General features: G+C 69.0%; 19 protein-coding genes and 2 pseudogenes. 8 read left to right on the plus strand and 13 right to left on the minus strand.

What is annotated here, in order from left to right; genetic code table 11:
- Window positions 1-163 precede the first annotated feature (163 nt).
- From ACIGXP_RS07630 to ACIGXP_RS07660, 7 genes and pseudogenes are all read left to right on the plus strand, one after another.
- Window positions 164-424, plus strand: coding sequence for a hypothetical protein (locus tag ACIGXP_RS07630; protein WP_351812883.1), 261 nt, complete (start codon window positions 164-166; stop codon window positions 422-424).
- A gap of 73 nt (window positions 425-497) precedes the next feature.
- Window positions 498-854 carry a hypothetical protein gene (locus tag ACIGXP_RS07635; protein WP_399765194.1) on the plus strand — a complete coding sequence of 119 codons (357 nt, stop codon included), beginning with the start codon at window positions 498-500 and terminating at the stop codon, window positions 852-854.
- Window positions 855-958: 104 nt separating this feature from the next.
- Window positions 959-1120: a hypothetical protein gene (locus ACIGXP_RS07640; protein WP_399765197.1), complete on the plus strand. Its 162-nt coding sequence runs from the start codon at window positions 959-961 to the stop codon at window positions 1118-1120.
- Window positions 1121-1190: 70 nt separating this feature from the next.
- The gene (locus tag ACIGXP_RS07645) at window positions 1191-1634 is read left to right on the plus strand and encodes an STAS domain-containing protein (RefSeq protein ID WP_399765200.1); all 444 of its coding nucleotides are present in this window, start codon (window positions 1191-1193) and stop codon (window positions 1632-1634) included.
- Window positions 1565-1708, plus strand: a pseudogene (locus tag ACIGXP_RS07650) (MerR family transcriptional regulator); the annotation flags it as partial. The gene ACIGXP_RS07645 and the pseudogene ACIGXP_RS07650, both read left to right, overlap by 70 nt.
- 252 nt (window positions 1709-1960) lie before the next feature.
- Window positions 1961-2167 carry a cold-shock protein gene (locus ACIGXP_RS07655; RefSeq protein WP_067116135.1) on the plus strand — a complete coding sequence of 69 codons (207 nt, stop codon included), beginning with the start codon at window positions 1961-1963 and terminating at the stop codon, window positions 2165-2167.
- 183 nt (window positions 2168-2350) lie between these two features.
- Window positions 2351-2620: pseudogene (locus ACIGXP_RS07660) on the plus strand (DEAD/DEAH box helicase); the annotation flags it as partial.
- Between the two features lie 69 nt (window positions 2621-2689).
- Here the strand turns inward: ACIGXP_RS07660 and ACIGXP_RS07665 are convergent.
- Genes ACIGXP_RS07665 through ACIGXP_RS07675 form a run of 3 tightly spaced genes read right to left on the minus strand, consistent with a single transcriptional unit; the run spans window position 2690 to window position 5243 of the window.
- Window positions 2690-3853: an oxygenase MpaB family protein gene (locus ACIGXP_RS07665; RefSeq protein ID WP_399765204.1), complete on the minus strand. Its 1164-nt coding sequence runs from the start codon at window positions 3851-3853 to the stop codon at window positions 2690-2692.
- A gap of 60 nt (window positions 3854-3913) precedes the next feature.
- Entirely contained in the window at window positions 3914-4966 is a 1053-nt protein-coding gene (locus tag ACIGXP_RS07670; RefSeq protein WP_399765207.1) for a polyprenyl synthetase family protein, read from the minus strand.
- Window positions 4959-5243, minus strand: coding sequence for a polyprenyl synthetase (locus ACIGXP_RS07675; protein ID WP_399765210.1), 285 nt, complete (start codon window positions 5241-5243; stop codon window positions 4959-4961). The genes ACIGXP_RS07670 and ACIGXP_RS07675 overlap by 8 nt, the downstream gene beginning before the upstream one ends.
- Before the next feature lie 284 nt (window positions 5244-5527).
- Here ACIGXP_RS07675 and ACIGXP_RS07680 point away from each other — a divergent pair, with 284 nt between their 5' ends.
- The gene (locus tag ACIGXP_RS07680; protein WP_399765213.1) at window positions 5528-6115 is read left to right on the plus strand and encodes a class I SAM-dependent methyltransferase; all 588 of its coding nucleotides are present in this window, start codon (window positions 5528-5530) and stop codon (window positions 6113-6115) included.
- 18 nt (window positions 6116-6133) lie between these two features.
- Here the strand turns inward: ACIGXP_RS07680 and ACIGXP_RS07685 are convergent, their stop codons facing one another.
- The 10 genes from ACIGXP_RS07685 to ACIGXP_RS07730 form a co-directional block, all read right to left on the minus strand.
- A complete protein-coding gene (locus ACIGXP_RS07685; protein WP_399765216.1) occupies window positions 6134-6976 on the minus strand; it encodes a DUF6454 family protein in 843 nt (280 codons plus the stop codon).
- Between the two features lie 418 nt (window positions 6977-7394).
- Window positions 7395-7838: a nuclear transport factor 2 family protein gene (locus ACIGXP_RS07690; RefSeq protein ID WP_399765219.1), complete on the minus strand. Its 444-nt coding sequence runs from the start codon at window positions 7836-7838 to the stop codon at window positions 7395-7397.
- Between the two features lie 107 nt (window positions 7839-7945).
- Window positions 7946-8782, minus strand: a complete 837-nt coding sequence (locus tag ACIGXP_RS07695; RefSeq protein ID WP_399765222.1) for a GNAT family N-acetyltransferase — start codon at window positions 8780-8782, stop codon at window positions 7946-7948.
- A gap of 62 nt (window positions 8783-8844) precedes the next feature.
- Window positions 8845-10032 (minus strand): bifunctional class I SAM-dependent methyltransferase/NUDIX hydrolase, encoded by a 1188-nt coding sequence (locus ACIGXP_RS07700; protein ID WP_399765225.1) that lies wholly within the window; start codon window positions 10030-10032, stop codon window positions 8845-8847.
- Between the two features lie 19 nt (window positions 10033-10051).
- Window positions 10052-10624, minus strand: a complete 573-nt coding sequence (locus tag ACIGXP_RS07705; protein WP_399765228.1) for a class I SAM-dependent methyltransferase — start codon at window positions 10622-10624, stop codon at window positions 10052-10054.
- Window positions 10625-10693: 69 nt separating this feature from the next.
- A complete protein-coding gene (locus ACIGXP_RS07710; protein WP_399765231.1) occupies window positions 10694-12682 on the minus strand; it encodes an ABC transporter ATP-binding protein in 1989 nt (662 codons plus the stop codon).
- A gap of 530 nt (window positions 12683-13212) precedes the next feature.
- The gene (locus tag ACIGXP_RS07715) at window positions 13213-13860 is read right to left on the minus strand and encodes a superoxide dismutase (protein ID WP_363218576.1); all 648 of its coding nucleotides are present in this window, start codon (window positions 13858-13860) and stop codon (window positions 13213-13215) included.
- Between the two features lie 71 nt (window positions 13861-13931).
- Window positions 13932-14774, minus strand: coding sequence for an ABC transporter ATP-binding protein (locus ACIGXP_RS07720; RefSeq protein WP_363218577.1), 843 nt, complete (start codon window positions 14772-14774; stop codon window positions 13932-13934).
- 3 nt (window positions 14775-14777) lie between these two features.
- A complete protein-coding gene (locus tag ACIGXP_RS07725; protein WP_399765236.1) occupies window positions 14778-15740 on the minus strand; it encodes a FecCD family ABC transporter permease in 963 nt (320 codons plus the stop codon).
- Between the two features lie 65 nt (window positions 15741-15805).
- Window positions 15806-16846: an ABC transporter substrate-binding protein gene (locus tag ACIGXP_RS07730; protein WP_399765239.1), complete on the minus strand. Its 1041-nt coding sequence runs from the start codon at window positions 16844-16846 to the stop codon at window positions 15806-15808.
- Window positions 16847-16858: the final 12 nt, after the last annotated feature.

Genomic DNA, 16858 nt, shown 5'->3' on the forward strand with positions numbered 1-16858 from the left:
ACCGGTTCTTCCGCGAGGGGTCGGTCGTGGCACGCACGCTCCCTTGCCCGGCATACCCTTCAAAAGGGGGGGTGGCCGTGGTGACGCGCCGCAGCCCGCACCGAGACGGGCGTCGGGCAGCGACCTCGGTCGGGGTTGCACCCTCACCTGCCAGGAGGTCCGTATGAAGCACGAGCCCTTTCCCTCCGAAGGCCAGGCCGAGGTCCGCATCGTGGCCGCGACGCCGGAGGTCGCCCGGCGCGTCGCCGAAGTGCTCCGGCGCTGCTTCGCCTCGACCGAGCAGCGCAGCTATCCCGCGGGCCGCGCAGGAGGGACCCGGCTCCACATCACCCTCGACACCGCTCAAGCGGCGGAACCCGCACAGTCCTGGCTCACGACCAGCACCTCGACAGAGCAGACACAGACACACGCCGACGAGGTGTGACGCGGATCCGAGCAGCCCGAGGATCCGCCGTCGCCTCGTCCCCGCGCGGCCGTCAAACCGGAGAACGACAGCCATGACGAAACTCCGCGAACGCAAGAACAACCGGAAGGCGGTCCTGCGATCCCTGTACGGGGCCGTCGAGCGCAACCGCCCCGAGGTCAATGGATCGGCGCTGCGCGCCGAGCTGGCCCTGCCCGACGAGGACCTCGCCGCCGCCTGCGCCTATCTGACCGACGAGGGTCTGATCAGCGTGGACTGGACATCACACCACACCCCCGCCACCGTCTCGCTGACGCATGAGGGCATCCGTCTGATGGAGGAACTGGAGGAGGAAGAGGAGGCAGAGGAGGAACAGGAGGACGGGGTGAAGCCAGAGGAGGCACAGAGCTTTTCGCGCAGCGCGACCGGCGGTGCCGTTCCCGGCGAGTGACGAAACGGGCAGTCGTCCGACGTCTCCCGGGACGGGACCCGCACGATGGAACCCGGCGGAACACCGGCCGAAGCCGCGTCCTCGCCGACGCGCACACGTACCGCATGCCCACGCCTCGCCTGGTCGTCCCGCCGGATGAGCCGGCCGGAACAGCCGCCCGGCTGCTGGCCGCCGCGGCCGACCCCGAGAACCCGCTGACCGCCGCGCGCATGCCGGCCCTCGCCGAGACCGATCGCCTCGGGGGCACGACAGGGGAGGCGGAATGAGGCACGCCGGCCCTGGGGCGCCCACGGCGGCACTGCCATCCCGCCTTGCCCCCGGTCCCTGCGCGAGCCGTTGACCACGCAAGGTGGAGCGCCCGCACTCTTCGAGGAATGCCGCATCGTCCGCGCACACGGCGGACTGGACGGGCAGACCGTGGCGCCCCTGGCCCGCGCCCTGGCCGAAGCCCGCGCGGCCCGGCCCGGACGGCTCCTCCTCATCGTGGACCTGAGCGAGGCAGTCTTCACCGACTGCAGCATCCTGACGCCATTGTGCGATGCCTGGTACGACTGCCGCGCCCGGAGCGGCTGGCTGCGCATCGTCTACGGCAACCACGCGACGGACCTGGTCCTTCGCTGCGCCGGTCTCCTCGACCGTTTCCCCGCGTACGCCAGCGCGCAGGACGCCTGGGGGGCAACCTCGGCGATGACGACTACCCCGCCTATACCATCGGACGGGCGGCGGACGTTCTCGGCACCACCCCCGCCTTCCTCCGAGCCGTCGGTGAAGTCGGACTGATCGTTCCTCTGCGTTCGGATGGCGGCCACCGCCGTTGTTCCCGCCGCCAGTCGCGCATCGCCGCCCGAAGCCGGACGAGCACTGCGCAGATACCTAGTCCCGCCACTACAGAAATACAGCCCGATACAGGAGAATAATTACCGGACGTTCCCGAAAACGCATGACCGTCTCCACCCGGCCTGTGTTAACGTGAGAGCAGTTGCAGTTTTGGTTGCCAGAGATTTTTTCTTTGCAAAGCTTTCCGGATCTTTCCGGAGGGGTGATCATCGCGGCGACTCGGCTCCGCAAAGTGCGGTGTCGACACTGCCCCCCAAGGGAGATTCGATATGGCATCTGGCACCGTGAAGTGGTTCAACGCGGAAAAGGGCTTCGGCTTCATCGAGCAGGACGGTGGCGGCGCTGACGTGTTCGCCCACTACTCGAACATCATCAGCAACGGTGGCTTCCGCGAGCTTCAGGAAGGCCAGAAGGTTAGCTTCGACGTCACGCAGGGCCAGAAGGGCCCGCAGGCCGAGAACATCGTTCCCGCCTGACGCTGACGCGAATCGTCGCGAGCCGGTGGCTCGCACATCACGTGGCTGGGGCCCGCACTCTTGGAGTGCGGGCCCCAGCTCATTGATTTTCCCGTTTTCCGGCTCTTTTTTCTTCGGCTCATTCTTGCGAACCCTCGTGCGGCCGCCCGCCGCCGACGGGAATTCACCTTGCCGGTCACCCTCATGCCCTTCCCGATCCAGGCGGCCACGCTGCCGAACGCACTGGCCGGCCGGGACGTCCTGGGCCGGGGCCGCACCGGCTCGGGCAAGACGCTCGCCTTCGGTCTGCCGGTACTGGCCCGTCCGGACGGGCAGCGGGCCCAGCCCCGGCAGCCGCTCGCCCTCGTCCCCACCCGGGAACTGGCCCAGCAGGTCACCGACGCGCTCACCCCCTACGCCCGCGCCCTGCGGCTGCGGCTCACCACCGTGGTGGGCGGCCTGTCGATCGGCCGTCCGTTCTGGCCGGGGCGCCTTTCCGGTGTGGGGTCGGCTGGTTGGGTTCTCGCCTTCTGCAGAGCACCGTCAGGGCGCGACGGTGGGTGCGGGAGGAGTCCAGCGGTGGGTGGGGGGCACGTTGCTGCTGATGCCGAAGTCCTTCTTCAGCTGTTCGGGGATGGCGTAGTGCATGACGCGGCCGCGGGTGAGGGAGGACAGCTCGAAGACGGTGGTGAGGTGGCCGAGGCGGTCCAGGGCCCACGCGCCCAGCGGTGAGCTGTCCTCGATGGTCTCCAGCACGCCGAGCAGGCTGGGCACGATCTTGACCACGTTGTCCCAGCCGGTGCGGGGGACCCGGAGCCAGTCGGCGCAGGTGTCGCCGACGAGGTGGCGGAGGAGGGCGGAGACGATGGGGTCGAAGAAGGTGCCGGGGACGACCTCCTCGTAGAGGTCGATCAGTTGTCGGGTCAGATGGGCGCCTTCTTCCGAAGGGCCCATGTGGCGGATCATGTACAGGTCGAGGAACTGCCGGGCCTCTTCCAGGGACTTGGGCACGGCGTCCTGGTCGACACCGAGGATGGCGCCGACCACGCGCCATGCGTAGAAGTACGCTTCGGCGCCTTCGGTGGACATGTGGATCCCGAGCCGGTGCAGGCTGTCCAGGACGAGGAGGGAGAAGAACATCTGCCCGCCGATCATGTCCTCCTGGCAGATCGGCGTCCCCAGGGCTTCGGTGTCCCAGCGGTTCTCGCGCTTGAGGTGGTGGCGGATGGAGGCATGCAGGAGACGAACCTTCTGCGCTGCGGGGATGAAGCGGCTGCCTGCTTCGAAGGCGTCGGGCTGCATCAGGTAGACGGTGAACTGGCCCGTCTCCGCCATCCGCTTGGACGGGTAGTTCAGCCCATGTGTGGCGGACAGCAGCTTCGCGACGTGTGGCACGACGTAGCAGGCGGGCATGGAGGCGAAGGACAGAGCGGTGGAGATGTGCACGTTGTTGTCGATGAAGAACAGCCGGGCCTTCTCCATCTCGCCCCAGTCCACCCAGGACGGGGGCACGCTGGTGGTCTGGAGGTACTCGCGAGCGACCTCGGGCAGTCCATCGGGCAGAGGGGAGCCGGCGGTGGAGACGTAGCGCATCAGGGTGTTGAACTTGCCGACCTCCCCCCGCTCGAACAGTGTGGTCACGACGGCGTCGGCGAGTTCGTCGCCGGACTGGCGCAGGGCGTTCATCGAGGCTTCGGTGTAGGTCATGTCAGCAGTCCTTCTCGACAGGCTGCACGGTGGTGTGCGCTGGCCGTTGCGCGGAACTGGTCAGTTGCGGCGGTCGGTGGCGGAGTGGGCGAGAGCGGTCAGGGCTCGCCGTACTTGCTGAGACATGTCGAGCCCCTCCAGGCGGCCGACGGCTTCCCATACTCGGGAGGCGATCATGTTTTCCACTTGTTCCGGGGCCTTGAGTTCGACCATCAGCTCGCGTACGTCCCGCAGGTGCTCCTCGTTGAGGTCACGGCGCCCCAGCACGCCGGCCAGACGCTCACGCTGTGCGGGAAGAGCGGCCTGCCAGGTCATGGCCAGCAGCGCGGTGGGGCGGTTTCCGCGGATGTCGTCCAGGCCGGCCTTGCCCGTGCGCTCCGGTTCGCCGAAGAGGCCCAGCAGATCGTCGCGCAGCTGGAATGCCTCCCCCAGCGGAAGCCCGTACGCGGACAGGGCGGCCCGCAGCTCCGGGGAGGCGCCCGCGAGCAGGGCACCGATGAGCAGGGGCTGCTCGACGGTGTACTTGGCCGTCTTGTAGCGGACGACCTTCAGGGACACGTCCGGGTCCGGGTGGGCGCCCGTGCTCAGGATCTCCAGGCATTCGCCCGCGATCAGCTCCCGCGCGAGTTCCGCCCACATCGGCCTGGCCCTGGCCAGGTAGGCGCCGGGAAGGCCGCTGGCGGCGAACAGCTGCCCCGCCAGCGCCATCAGGTGATCCCCGACCAGCATGGCCAGCGAGCGGGCGGCAGCGCGCGCCTGTGGACGCCCGGCGAGGGGAGCCTGCAGGGAGATGTGAACGGTGGGCAGGTTATGACGCAGTGGGCTGTCGTCGATGATGTCGTCGTGGACGACCGCCGCGGCATGGACGAGCTCCATGGAGGCAGCCGCACGCATCAGGGCATCGCTGTCCGGCTGGCCGGCCGCACGCCACCCCCAGTAGCAGAATGCCGCCCTCAGGCGCTTGCCGTGCCTCGCGGCCACCTGCAACTGCTCGGCGACCGGCTGCAGAGCGTCGTCAATCGCGAGAAGCTGATCGGCTTCGCCTGTCAGGAAGTCGTCCAGAAGGGCGTCGATACGGTCTTTGAACCCGGCCGGATCCCAGCGGTCAGACATCGCCGGCGGCCGCCGCCTGCCGGGCCACAGCGTGCTGGGCCAGCACCTCCAGGTGGGCCGGGGAAGCAGATGCGGCGCGATCCAGGGCGATACGGCCGCGGGCCATCAGGTCCTGCTGCGCATCCCGGACGAGTTCGGGGCCGTCCGACCGGCGCAGCAGTTGCTGCACGGTTCCGGCCGCCGAGCCGGTGGCGCTCACCGCCAGGTCCGCCAGACCCGCGACGACCAGCACTGCCTGCTCCTCCAGACCCCGGCCGCTTGTCGGAGTACATGCCATACCGATCCCCCTGCATTGTCGGTCGGATGCGGCACACGCCGGCTCGCGGCGCTGCTGATCACAGGATGACCGCGCGATCACTCCGCGTTGCCCGCATTACCGCATCGAGTGATCGCATGAACGGGTTTGCGACCTGAGTGGCCCAGGCCAGAGCGAGAGCGGCGACCAGCCGCTTGCCGTCGCGTGGAGCTGCCGCCGATTACCGGCACGCGAGTTCGGCCGATCCAATGCCGGGCAACGGGTCGCGGTTTGCGCTGTGTTCACTCGGGGGTAGCTCTCGGGCCATGCGTGACTTAGTGCGGGAGCAGTACTACCGGCATCGTGCCCCGGTCTACGACGAGACCAGCTATCGCGGGGACGAGATGGTGAACGCCGGACTGGACCGGGAGACGGCCGAGATCGGGAAGCTGCTCAACGCCCTGCCGCAGGGGCGAGTGGTGGATGTCGCCTGCGGGACGGGCGTGTGGACCCAGTTCCTGCGCGGCGACGTCGTCGCCCTGGACCAGAGTGCGGAGATGCTTCAGCTGACGCACGTACGGGTGCCGCAGGCCCGGAGGGTGCAGGCACTGTTCCCGCCGCTGCCGTTCATCACCGGTGGCCTGGACCGCATCGTCACGGGCAACTTCTACGGGCTGCTCAGACCGCCTGAGCGGGCCGTCTTTCTTGCCGAAGCACGGCGTACGGCCCGCGAGCTGATCGTGATCGACCTGCGCAGTGACGGCGACCTGCACGAGGAGCAGACGGAGCTGCGAACCGTCGACGGGAACACCTACCCGATCTTCCGGCGCCGCTTCACCCCTGAGAGCCTGAGCACGGAACTGGACGGTGAACTGATGTACGTCGGGCGCTACTTCTTGGCCGTACGGGCGTGACCAGCACGGCCAGAAGGGTCATGCAAGCGGTGTCTCAAGCGTGAGCAGGTGAGAGTCGCCGGCCGCTTCGCCGTCGTCGGGTGCGGCGAACATCCGCAGGGTGCTGCCGTCGATCTCCAGATGGACCGCGTTGTAAGTGACGACACGGCCGGCCGGAGACAGGGTCGTCACCGGAGCCTCGTGCTCGATCCGGCCCGACTCGATGTCGACGACAGCGATACCACCGAGACTGAAGACGCCGGTGCCCGCGAGCGGGTACTCCGCGATACCGGTGCACACCATGTGACCGCCGCCGGCCGTGACGCAGGTCTGGTAGTCGACGAAGTGGCTCTTGTTGTCGACCCGATGAACGAGCCGCCCTTCGGCGGTGAAAGTGAGCAGCCGCCTGGATCCCCACGTCACGGCGTGCAGCAGGCCGGTCTCGCGGTCGCGGACGATGCCCCCGATGTGGTCGTCGAAGCGGAACGCCTCGGTGACGGCCAGAGTGCCGGGATCCACGCGGTAGACGATGGAACGGGAGTCGGGCCGGTACTCAGCGGTCGGGACCCAGAGGGATTCACCGTCGAAGTCGATGCCGCCGGGGTGGTAGACCGTGTCCTCGCCCACGGTGACGTGACCCAGCGCCGCGCCCTCGGCGTCGGTGACGAACACATGCCCGACGCCACGACCGGGCGTGCGGTCGTAGCCGTCCACGGGCTTGTCGTACGGCCTTGTCGCTTCGATGATCTCGGCGGTCGACACGTAGAGCCGGTGGTCTTGACCGCGGGTGATGCCCTGGGGGTGATGGGCGGCGAAGTCGAACGGCACCTTGTCCTGCACCGTCCAGACGGTGCCGCGGGAGAGCTGTCGCACGGCTGTCACAACGGCCTTGTTCGAGTCGTCGCGCCCAGTGACGGCAATAGGAGAGTCGTATGGATCGCTCATGATTCGTCAACGACCCCTTCGCCGGCGTGTAACGGGACTGCGTTCACATTCGACAGCGCTCGTGACACCCCGCCTCCGTGGGCGCAACTGCTGCGTCAGTCGGGGCCGATGTCGTGGCCGACCTTGGAGCCGTACAGGAAGGTGTTGGAGGCGCCACTGGTCGCGCCGGCGCTGAATCCACACCGCTCCCGCAGCTGAGCCCGAGCCTGACGGTGAATAAAGACGATCTCAAGACACCGGTTCCTCGGAGCCGCCGCGGCCGTGGTCGGCGAACCCCGTCAGCGGGTGGTGGCCCTAGGGGGTGTCGCCGCCAGGGCCCGCCTCCCGCCTTCGGCGAGGGTCGTGGGGCCGGACGTCAGGACGCATCCCTCCGCAACGACGCGATGAGGAGGTCGAGGTCCCCGCGTGCCGTGTACGTACGGATCGGGTCGATGTAATCGCGTGACTCGATGATCCGACCGTCCCGGACACGCATGACAAAGACGCAGGGCACCTTGCTCATGGAGTCGTCCGGCAACGTGAACTCATAGGCGAACTCGGCGACGATCACTTCAGGATCGGCGGTCTCGTGAACGACGACATCGACGACCCGCCTCTTCGGCAAGGACTCCCGAGCTTCCGGCGGCACCGTGAAATGCTCCTGGAGTGCGCGCCGAGTCGTCAACGGCTCGGCCTCCGGCGTCGCCATCGGATGGCGGACATCGGTGACTTCGCCATACAGGTCGGGCAACTCATCGAAGTTCCCGGCCGCGACCCCATGAACAAGCCGGAGAAACACTTCACGCGGACTCGGACTCACAAGACCTCCCCGGGTAATGCGTACAGGCGGCTGGTGATCATTGTCGCCTGATCCAGGCCAGTCTTGCGGAGTTTCTCCGGAGCGGGCAGCACGGTGGCAGGGCTGCGTCAGCGAAGCACCTCGTCGCTGGAATCCTGTGCCGGAAGGAATTTCACGGCTTTTCGGGCCAGGACGGCAGACAAGTATTCACGTGCGTCGGGACGCAGTCGTGCCAGGGCGACCATGCCGGTGATGACGGCGTCGGCCACCTCGTCCTGGACGTCTGTCCACGTGTGGCTGTGGCCCTTCCGCGGGTTGGTGCCCCGGGCGCCGATGACGGCCTGTGCAGCCTCGCCCACCTCTTCGGCGAGCTTGAGCACTTGCAGGGTCCATTGCTCCTCCGGTGCGAGTCCGTTCTCGGTGTCGAGGCAGCTGAACGTGCCGGCCAGACGCAGGATCGTGTCCCAGTCGTCGGTCGCAGCGCCGTACCTGTGCCGGCCGTGGGATTGCGGAGGTAGTGCGGTTCTGCGCATGAGTGCCGGATCGCTGACGAATCCGAGCCCCTCGTACAGGGGCCTGGACTCGTCACTGGCGTGCAGTTCGAAGAGGGTGACGCCTTCCTGCTCCAGGTCGTTGAGGAGTGCGGTGAGGGCGGCCCTGGCGTAGCCACGGCGTCGATGGCCGGGGCGGGTGGCCACCGCCTGGATGCGCGCGGACAGTCCCTTTGGGTACCGCGGGGCGGGCAGTACGGGACTGACCAGGGCCAGGGCACAGGTGGCGACTCCTCCCTCCGGTGCGTCCACGACGTAGGCCCGGGCGTCGCCACCGGGCTGGAGTCGTTCGGCCAGCTGGTCTCGGCAGAGGGACAGCCAGTTTGAGTCGAGCGGTCGGGAGAGGATCAGCTCGGACCGCAGGCGGGTGATGCCTTCGGCGTCGGCGGGCGTGGCTCGGCGTGGAGTGGTCATGAGTTCGTCCTTGCAGGGGCTTGTGGGGGCCACGGTCTGGTCGTCCGTGCGGTCCTGCCCGTTCAGGGAGCGGGTCGCGCGGCGGGGGTGGTGGACGGGTCGGTGATGGGGGTGAAGTGGGCGGGGGCGTGGTCGATCGGCAGACCGGGGCGCCATGCGGTGAGGATCTGGGCGCTGCACTCGAACAGGTCCGGGGGCAGGGCGTCCAGCGGCCACCAGCGCCAGTCGCCGACGCTCTCGCCGGGCTGGTCGGCCGGCTCGCCCCGCCAGCGGGTGACGAGCGCGCCGAAGGTGATGCGGACGACATCGCCGACCTGATCGAGGAACATGCCCAGAAGGCGGACGTCGGCCGGGTCGGCGTACAGGCCGGTCTCCTCGGCGAGTTCGCGCACGACTGCTTCCCGCAGTGACTCGCCCGGCTCCACGGTCCCGCCGGGCAGCTCTCGTGTGCCCAGCCGGTGCCGGCCGAGGAGAAGGCCCTGATGCCCGAGCAGCACGGCCCCGACGCCGACGGCCGCGTGGGCGAGGGGTGGTTTCGGGGTGCGGGGACGGGCGGTGATCCGGGCCGGTCGGTGGACCTGGAACAGCCGGTAGGAGGCGTGGTTGTCCTTCTCCGGCGCGTCGAGGACGGTGCTGCCCTGCACGCGGAAGCCGTACCGGACGAGCAGGTCTTCCCACAACTCCGCTGTGAGTACCCACATGTGCACGGTGAGATCGTCGCCGCCGGCCAGGCGCAGGATCTCCGGGCGTGGGGTGACGGTCGAGGTGGGGCCGTCGCCGGCGGAGTTGGTGTGCAGCACGGTGAAGCACAGCCGTCCGCCCGGTTTGAGAGCGGTGGCCAGGGCGGGCAGGAGTCGGTGCGGGTCGAGGAAGTGGAAGGTGCTGAGGGAATAGATCACGTCGTACGGCGCCGCCGTGCCCAGGTGCTCGACGGCGTCGGCGTGGACCAGCCGCAGTCCCGGCACCTCGGAGTAGCGGGCGCGCGCCCTCTCGATCTGGCTGAGGGAGGCGTCGACGCCGTCCACCTGCGCACCGTAGGTGCGGGCCAGGTGTGCGGCGTGCCGACCAGGGCCGCAACCGATGTCCAGGACGCGCAGGCCCCTGATGTCCCCCAGGACGGCGTCCCCCGGCGCGTTCGCGGCAGGGCCCCAGGTGATCCGATCCACCTCGGTCAGGGGCGTACCGCGCCCCAGGTGGTGTGCTCCGTAGGCGTCCCAGGCGAGGCGGGTCTGCTGTTTGGCGTCCAACACGTGGGCCTCCATGCTGAGTTCAGGGGCGAAGTGCGTAGCAGCGCAGCACGTCGAGATCGGCGGCGCGTACGACGGACCAGCCCGCGGTGAGGATCTCGGCCTCGGCGGATGTGATCCCGAGGTGCCTGTACGGATCGTTCTCCTTGCGACGGCCGGCGAGTTCTGTGACGACCCAGAAGGTCCCGCCGGGCGCCAGGACCTGTCGGACGCGGTCGAGGAAGCCCGCCTTGTCGTCCATCCAGCGGTAGACCAGGCGGCAGGTGACGACCGCATACGCGGGGTCCGGCAGGGTGCTGAGGTCATCGGAGGTGAAGTCCATCAGGTGCCAGGCCGGCCCCTCGCTCTGCTGGGTGTTCCGGGCTGCTGCGATGGCGCTGGGCGCGAAGTCGATGCCGGTGGTGCGGTAACCGAGCTGGTGGAGGTGGCGGGCGAGGGAGCCCTCGCCGGTGCCGATGTCGAGAGCCGGGCGTCCGCGGCCCGGTCCGACATGGTCGGCGAGCAGCGCGGCCTCGGTGCTGGTGACCTCTCGATACCGGCGTCCGCCGGCCCAGAGCGGCTCCCAGTAGTCGGCGGCGGCTGGGGTGATCGCCATGCGGCTCCTTTGCCGGTGGGCGGGACGGCCGGGATTTTGACGCAGGGTGCCGCGCCATGCTTTCCCAGGTCATGCGGGATCTGCGACGGTGGGTGAGCCAGGGCGGGGGATGGTGCCCGAAGGGGCGTACTGGGCGGCTTGTGCGGCGAACATCGAGGCGTAGCGCCCTTGGGCGGCGATGAGTTCGTCGTGGCTGCCGTGCTCGACGAGCCGTCCGTGGTGCAGGACGTGGATGCGGTCGGCGTGGCGGACGCCGGACATCCGATGGGTGACGAGGACGACGGCCCGGTTGGGGGCGGCGAGTCGGCGGATGCGGTCGAAGGCGGCGATCTCTGCTTCCGGGTCGAGGGCGGAGGTGGGCTCGTCCACGATGAGCACGCCGTCGTCGTCCGAGGTGGAGCTGCGCCAGTGGGTTCGCGCGAGCCCGATCTTCTGCCATTCGCCGCCGGACAGTTCACTGGCACCGCGGAACATGCGGGCCAGGAGGCTGCGCAGGCCGTCGGGGAGTTTCGCGACGACCGGTCCGGCGCCCGCGTAGTCGACGGACGGCTGGAGGTCGTCGGGGCCGGCTTCCCGGCCGGGCCGGCCGATCCGGATGTTCAACGCCGCCGTCACGGGCCAGCGTTGGAAGTCCTGGGTGAGCAGCGCGACACGGTCGAAGACCTCGGAGCGGTCCAGCGAAGCGATGTCGGCCTCACCCCACCGCACGGTCCCGCTCTGCGGCAGCAACAGGCCCGACAACACCTTCATCAGCGTGCTCTTGCCGGAGCCGTTCTCGCCGACCACGGCGGTGACCGAGCCCATGGGCAGCGTGAGGGACACCTCGTCCAGGGCGGGGGCGTCCCGGTCCGGGTAGCGGTAGCCGACCCGGTCGAGGACGACTTGCTTCACCTCGGCCGGGACGGGATCGCCCCCGCTGGGGATGGTGCGTAGTGCCGCCTCGTCCAGGAACCGGGCGTGGTCGCGGACGTAGAGGGACTCCTCGTGCAGCTGGTTGACGTTCATCACCAGCGCGCCCAGGCTCGCCGAGCCGGACCGGACGGCGATGACGGCGGTCCCGGCCACGGCCAGACTCATGTGCCCGCTCATGATCAGCCAGAACATGGCCGCGTACGTCGCCGCCATGGCGAGTCCGGACAGCGCGGCGGCCACCCACTCGGTGACGGCTTTGCCGGTGGCCAGGCGCTCCTGCTCGGCCTCGGCGCTCTCGGCCATCCGCTCGTAGCGGCTGAGCAGGAACGGCCCGACGGCGTGGATGCGCACCTCTTGGGCGGCGGTGCGCTCGGTGAGCAGGTTGCCGATGAGGCGGCTGGCCCGCACGTGCTCGACCCAGCTCATGACCGACACGTACCGTTCCTGCGCCACCCGCATCGCGCCCCAGCCGCGCGGCGCCGCGATCAGGATCAGCATCGGCAGGAGGACCGGGTGGAGGATGGTGAGCACGCCGGCCGTGGAGATCAGGGAGATGGTCCCGTTCAGCGCGGCGACGCAGGCGCTGATCATGCGGCGGGCGGATCCGGCGCCGTACTGGGCGACGTCGATCAACCGCCGGAAGTCCGGGTCCTCGATGGCCTCCAGTTCGACCGATGCGGCGGCGGCCAGGTACTGGGTCGTGGCGATCCGCTCGACCAGCGGCTCCAGCCGGCCCGCCCGCGAGGTGGACCATCCGGCCAGGCCCGAGTTGACCACGGCCGCTCCGGCGGCGGCGAGCAGTCCGGGCAGAACCGCGTGCAGCCGCTGCCCGGGGGTGCCGGAGCCGAGCAGCGCGTGCATGACGGCGTTGACCGCGAGCAGCCCGATGGCTGCGGCGAAACCCTGTCCGATCTCGCTGATCGCGACCGTGAGCAGCGCGCGGCGGTCCGCCTGCCACGCCATCCGCAAGGTCGCCCCGACCAGCCTGGGCATGGAGCGCAGAGCCGACATCATCGTCAAGTCCAGCCGGGCACGCTCGTGTTCCGACCAGCCCAGGTCGTAGCGCAGAGGACCGCCGAAGAGCTCCTCCTCGGCGTCGGAGACCTCCGGCTCCGCCATCCGCACGCGTCCGAAGAACCTCTTCACCGCGCGCCTCCTGGCCCCGGCCGGCTCAGCGCCCGGAGAGCCGGCGTGGGCAGCCGCCTGGACGCGTCGCGATGCGAGTACTCCTCACTCGGTGCTACGCCATGAGGAGTCGCATGTGTTTGTGTCCTGTGTGTTTGCGCCCTGTGTGTTTGCGCCCTGTGTGTTCGCGTCCTGGCCGAAGTCAACGTGGTCCCCCTTGACGGTGGTGTGGCTGCTCCTTCGGCTCAACGAGCCGGCCAGAATTTCGAACACATGTGTTTCGGTCGTGTTGGTAACCCCGGGGTTGAGCGCGCGCCGGAGCTTGCGGGTTGCATCGACCCTTGCGACCCCTGGGCCGCGGTCTGGAGCGGCGGTGGCCGAAACGCCGAGCGTGCCGCTGTCCCGCATGTTCGATGTGCCCCGGTCTCACGACCATGCATGACAACCGAAAGGCTCCCGCGAGGCAGATCCTCGCGGGAGCCTTCCCTTGTAAGGCCTGCCTGTGAAGGGGAGAAGACGATCACGGGCAGGACATCCGTGTGGCTACGGCATCACGGCTTGAGCAGCAGGCTGTCGCCGCGCTCCTTGGCGGCGGCGTAGCGCTTGGCGACGTCCTGCCAGTTGACGACCTGCCACATCGCCTCGATGAAGTCGACCTTCTGGTTCTTGTACTGCAGGTAGAAGGCGTGCTCCCAGGCGTCGAAGACCAGGATCGGGGTGGAGCCCTGGCCGACGTTGCCCTGGTGGTCGTAGACCTGCTCGACGATGAGGCGGCCGCTCAGCGGCTCGTAGGCGAGCACGCCCCAGCCCGAGCCCTGCGTGGTGGCGGCGGCCTTGGACAGCTGCGCCTTGAAACCGGCGAAGGAGCCGAAGGACTCGGTGATCGCGTCTGCCAGGTCACCGACCCCGTCCTGGGCGAGGGGCTCGCCGCCGCCGTCCTTCGGGCCGGTCATGTTCTGCCAGTAGATCGAGTGCAGGATGTGGCCGGAGAGGTGGAAGGCCAGATTCTTCTCCAGGCCGTTGACCGAGCCCCACGACTCCTTGTCCCGCGCCTCGGCCAGCTGTTCCAGGGTGTCGTTCGCACCCTTCACGTACGCCGCGTGGTGCTTGTCGTGGTGCAGCTCGATGATCTCCGGGCTGATGACCGGGGCGAGCGCCGAGTAGTCGTACGGAAGTTCCGGAAGCGTGTAAAGCGCCATGTCCAACGTCCTCCGACGTTATTGCGAATGACTTGCAGCTGCACGCTACCAGTAAGAACGTCACCTTTCGATCAGGCGTTGGACCTAGGACCCCTCCCCCAGGTCGCATCTCGGATCTCGTCCTCTTCCGTGCCCTCCTCGCGGGCGAGAGGCTGAGCCGCGTAGGTGATGCGGACAACGTCGTCGGCGTGCCGTTCTGCGGACGCCCGTACTCCGAAGACGTCGGCGAGGAGCTGCGGGGTGAGCACCTCCAGGACCGGACCCGCCGCGACCACTGCTCCCTCGTGGAGCACGACCAGGTGGTCGCAGAGGCGGGCGGCCAGGTCGAGGTCGTGCAGGACCGCCAGCGTGGTGACGCCGGTGGCGCGGATCAGGTCCAGCAGCTCGAACCTGGCGCGGATGTCGAGGTGGTTGGTCAGCTCGTCGAGCACGAGCAGCTGGGGGTCCTGTGCCAAGGCCCTCGCCAGGAGGACACGTTGACGCTCGCCTCCGGACAGGGAGGCGTAGTCCCGGTCCGCGTACGGTCGTACGCCGCACCGGTCGATGGCCTCCTCCACCGCGCGGTGGTCCTCGGCGCCGTCGCGCCCCAGGAGCCCGTGGTGCGGGGCACGGCCGAGCGCGACGATCTCGGTGACCGTCAGGCCGGTGGTGTTGCCGGTGGCGTCCTGCAGGACGGCGGCGGTGCGGCGGGCCGCGGTGCGGGCGGACAGGACCCATACGTCGTCGTCGCCGACCTTGACCACACCGTCCGCAGGGCGGAGCGAGCGGTAGACGGCGCGCAAGAGGGTCGACTTGCCACTGCCGTTGGGGCCGACGAGGCCGACGATGTCGCCTTTGCGGGCCTCCAGGCTCACGGCGTGCAGGATCGGGCGACGGTCCAGCGTGATGTGAAGCTGGTCGACGGTGAGTTTCATGCGTCAGTCCAGGCCCTTGTTGCGGCGCAGCAGCCACAGGAAGAAGGGGGCGCCGAGCAGCGCGGTGAGGATGCCCAGCGGCAGTTCGTTGGGGCGGTTGAGGGTGCGGGAGAGCAGGTCGACGAGGACCAGGTAGAGGGCGCCCAGCAGGGCGGTCAGCGGCAGGAGACGACGGTGGTCGGCGCCGAGGGTGAGACGGACGAGGTGCGGGATCATCAGGCCGACGAAGCCGATGCTGCCGGCGACGGCGATGACGGTTCCGGTGAGGAGCGCACTGAGCACCAGCAGTACGGCGCGCAGGCGGTTGACGTCGACGCCGAGTGCCGTGGCGGATTCGTCGCCGGCCAGCAGGACGTTGAGCCGCCGGCCGAAGAGCGTGAGGAGGGCGGTGCCGGCCAGGACCACCGCCGCCACCGTGGGGAGTTGGTCCCATTGGGCGCCGGCCACGCTGCCCAGCATCCAGAACATCACGGTGCGCAGCTCGGTCGGTGTCGCCTGCAGCTGGACGTAGCTCGTCGCCGAGAGGAAGACGTAGCCGACCGCGACGCCGGCCAGCACCAGCCGGGTGGGTGCCATACGACCCCGCCGCTGTCCGAGGGCGAAGACGAGTGCGCCTGCCGTCACCGCGCCGAGGAAGGCCGCCGCCGACACACCGAGCCCCGCGAGGGCCACGCCGCCGCCCAGGGTGATGACCAGCACCGCGCCGAGCGTGGCTCCGTACGAGAAGCCGAGAACGATGGGATCGGCCAGTGGGTTGGAGACCACGGTCTGCAGCACCGCTCCGGAGACGGCCAGGCCCGCGCCGACCAGGGCGGCGAGGACCACCCGGGGAGTACGGAAGTTCCAGACGATCTGGTCCGTGGCGGGGTCGCCGGAGGCGCCCTGCCCGGTGACGTGGTGCCAGACGATGCCCCACACGTCACCGAGTGGGAGGGTGACCGCCCCGATGCTGATCGCCACGATCATGGTGACGACCAGCGCGACCGGCAGGAGAGTGAAGGCCAGAGCGGCCTTCAGTCGGGTCGGCCGGCTCAGAACGCGTCCGGATGCAGCACCTTGGCGATCTTCTCCACCGCCAGGTCGTTGCTCGGGCCGAGGTACATCGAGTCGGACAGAACGACGTACGTGTTCTTCTTGGCGGCCGGCCACTGGGGGAACTCCTTCAGCAGTTTCCTGGCGTAGGCCGCCGGGTCGGGGTCGTTGTAGCCGATGACGACGAGTGCGTCGACGTCGGTGGCGGCCACCTTCTCCTTGCTCAGGTCGGCGAAGGAGGTCCTGGAGGCCGCCTCGAAGGCGTTGGCGCCGCCGGCCTTGGTGAGGATGTCGTTGTAGATGCCGTGGGCGACGACCGAGCTGAAGGCGTTGCCGCCCATGGACATGTTGGAGAAGAGCACCATCACCTTGGGCGCCTTCTTGCCCCTGACCTTGGCGGCCACCTCGTCGATGTGCTTCCGGGAGGCGGCGATCAGCTTCTCGGCCCGGTCCTTGACGTTGAAGATCTTCCCCATGTCGCGCAGCAGCGTGTAGCTGTCGGCGACGGTCATCCTGGAGGTGTCCTGGTCGCAGCCCTGCGGGGAGACATAGGTGTGGGCTGCCACCTGCTGCAACTGGTCGCGGGTGGCGAAGCCGTTCTTCTCGTCGAAGCCGTACGACGTCGTGGACAGCACCAGGTCCGGGCGCAGGCCGAGCATCGCCTCGCGGGGGATGTCGTAGGCGTCGTTGAGTTGGATGTTCCCGGTGGGCAGGGCCTTGATGGCCTTGGCCCGGCCGGGTACCTCGCTCATGCCGTAGCTCTGCTCGTTGGCGACGATCCTGTCGCCGAGGCCGAGGGCGAGCAGGGTCGAGACCTCCGCGACGGAGGCGCCGTTCATGACGACCACTCGGCTGGGTGCCTTCTTGAAGGTCTCGGTCCGACCGCAGTTCTCGACGGTCACCGGATAGCCGGTCTTCGATGCGGCGGCGTCGGCCCGCTCGCCGCTCGTCCTGTCGTCCTTCGAGGAGTCGGCGCATGCCGCCGTGACCAGACACAGGGCCGTGGCCAGAACTGTGGCGACCGGCCGTTTCATGGACATGCTGGCTCCTTG

The organism is Streptomyces sp. NPDC053069 (genome assembly GCF_044546895.1).
Lineage (GTDB): Bacteria > Actinomycetota > Actinomycetes > Streptomycetales > Streptomycetaceae > Streptomyces.

Bases quoted from the DNA above. Each gene is read 5' to 3' on its own strand.
- ACIGXP_RS07695 (WP_399765222.1), bottom strand. From the start codon at position 8,782: ATGACCACTCCACGCCGAGCCACGCCCGCCGACGCCGAAGGCATCACC.
- ACIGXP_RS07715 (WP_363218576.1), bottom strand. From the start codon at position 13,860: ATGGCGCTTTACACGCTTCCGGAACTTCCGTACGACTACTCGGCGCTC.
- ACIGXP_RS07725 (WP_399765236.1), bottom strand. From the start codon at position 15,740: ATGATCGTGGCGATCAGCATCGGGGCGGTCACCCTCCCACTCGGTGAC.
- ACIGXP_RS07705 (WP_399765228.1), bottom strand. From the start codon at position 10,624: ATGGCGATCACCCCAGCCGCCGCCGACTACTGGGAGCCGCTCTGGGCC.
- ACIGXP_RS07675 (WP_399765210.1), bottom strand. From the start codon at position 5,243: ATGGCATGTACTCCGACAAGCGGCCGGGGTCTGGAGGAGCAGGCAGTG.
- ACIGXP_RS07640 (WP_399765197.1), top strand. From the start codon at position 959: ATGCCCACGCCTCGCCTGGTCGTCCCGCCGGATGAGCCGGCCGGAACA.
- ACIGXP_RS07680 (WP_399765213.1), top strand. From the start codon at position 5,528: ATGCGTGACTTAGTGCGGGAGCAGTACTACCGGCATCGTGCCCCGGTC.
- ACIGXP_RS07730 (WP_399765239.1), bottom strand. From the start codon at position 16,846: ATGTCCATGAAACGGCCGGTCGCCACAGTTCTGGCCACGGCCCTGTGT.
- ACIGXP_RS07655 (WP_067116135.1), top strand. From the start codon at position 1,961: ATGGCATCTGGCACCGTGAAGTGGTTCAACGCGGAAAAGGGCTTCGGC.
- ACIGXP_RS07635 (WP_399765194.1), top strand. From the start codon at position 498: ATGACGAAACTCCGCGAACGCAAGAACAACCGGAAGGCGGTCCTGCGA.
- ACIGXP_RS07670 (WP_399765207.1), bottom strand. From the start codon at position 4,966: ATGTCTGACCGCTGGGATCCGGCCGGGTTCAAAGACCGTATCGACGCC.
- ACIGXP_RS07665 (WP_399765204.1), bottom strand. From the start codon at position 3,853: ATGACCTACACCGAAGCCTCGATGAACGCCCTGCGCCAGTCCGGCGAC.
- ACIGXP_RS07720 (WP_363218577.1), bottom strand. From the start codon at position 14,774: ATGAAACTCACCGTCGACCAGCTTCACATCACGCTGGACCGTCGCCCG.
- ACIGXP_RS07630 (WP_351812883.1), top strand. From the start codon at position 164: ATGAAGCACGAGCCCTTTCCCTCCGAAGGCCAGGCCGAGGTCCGCATC.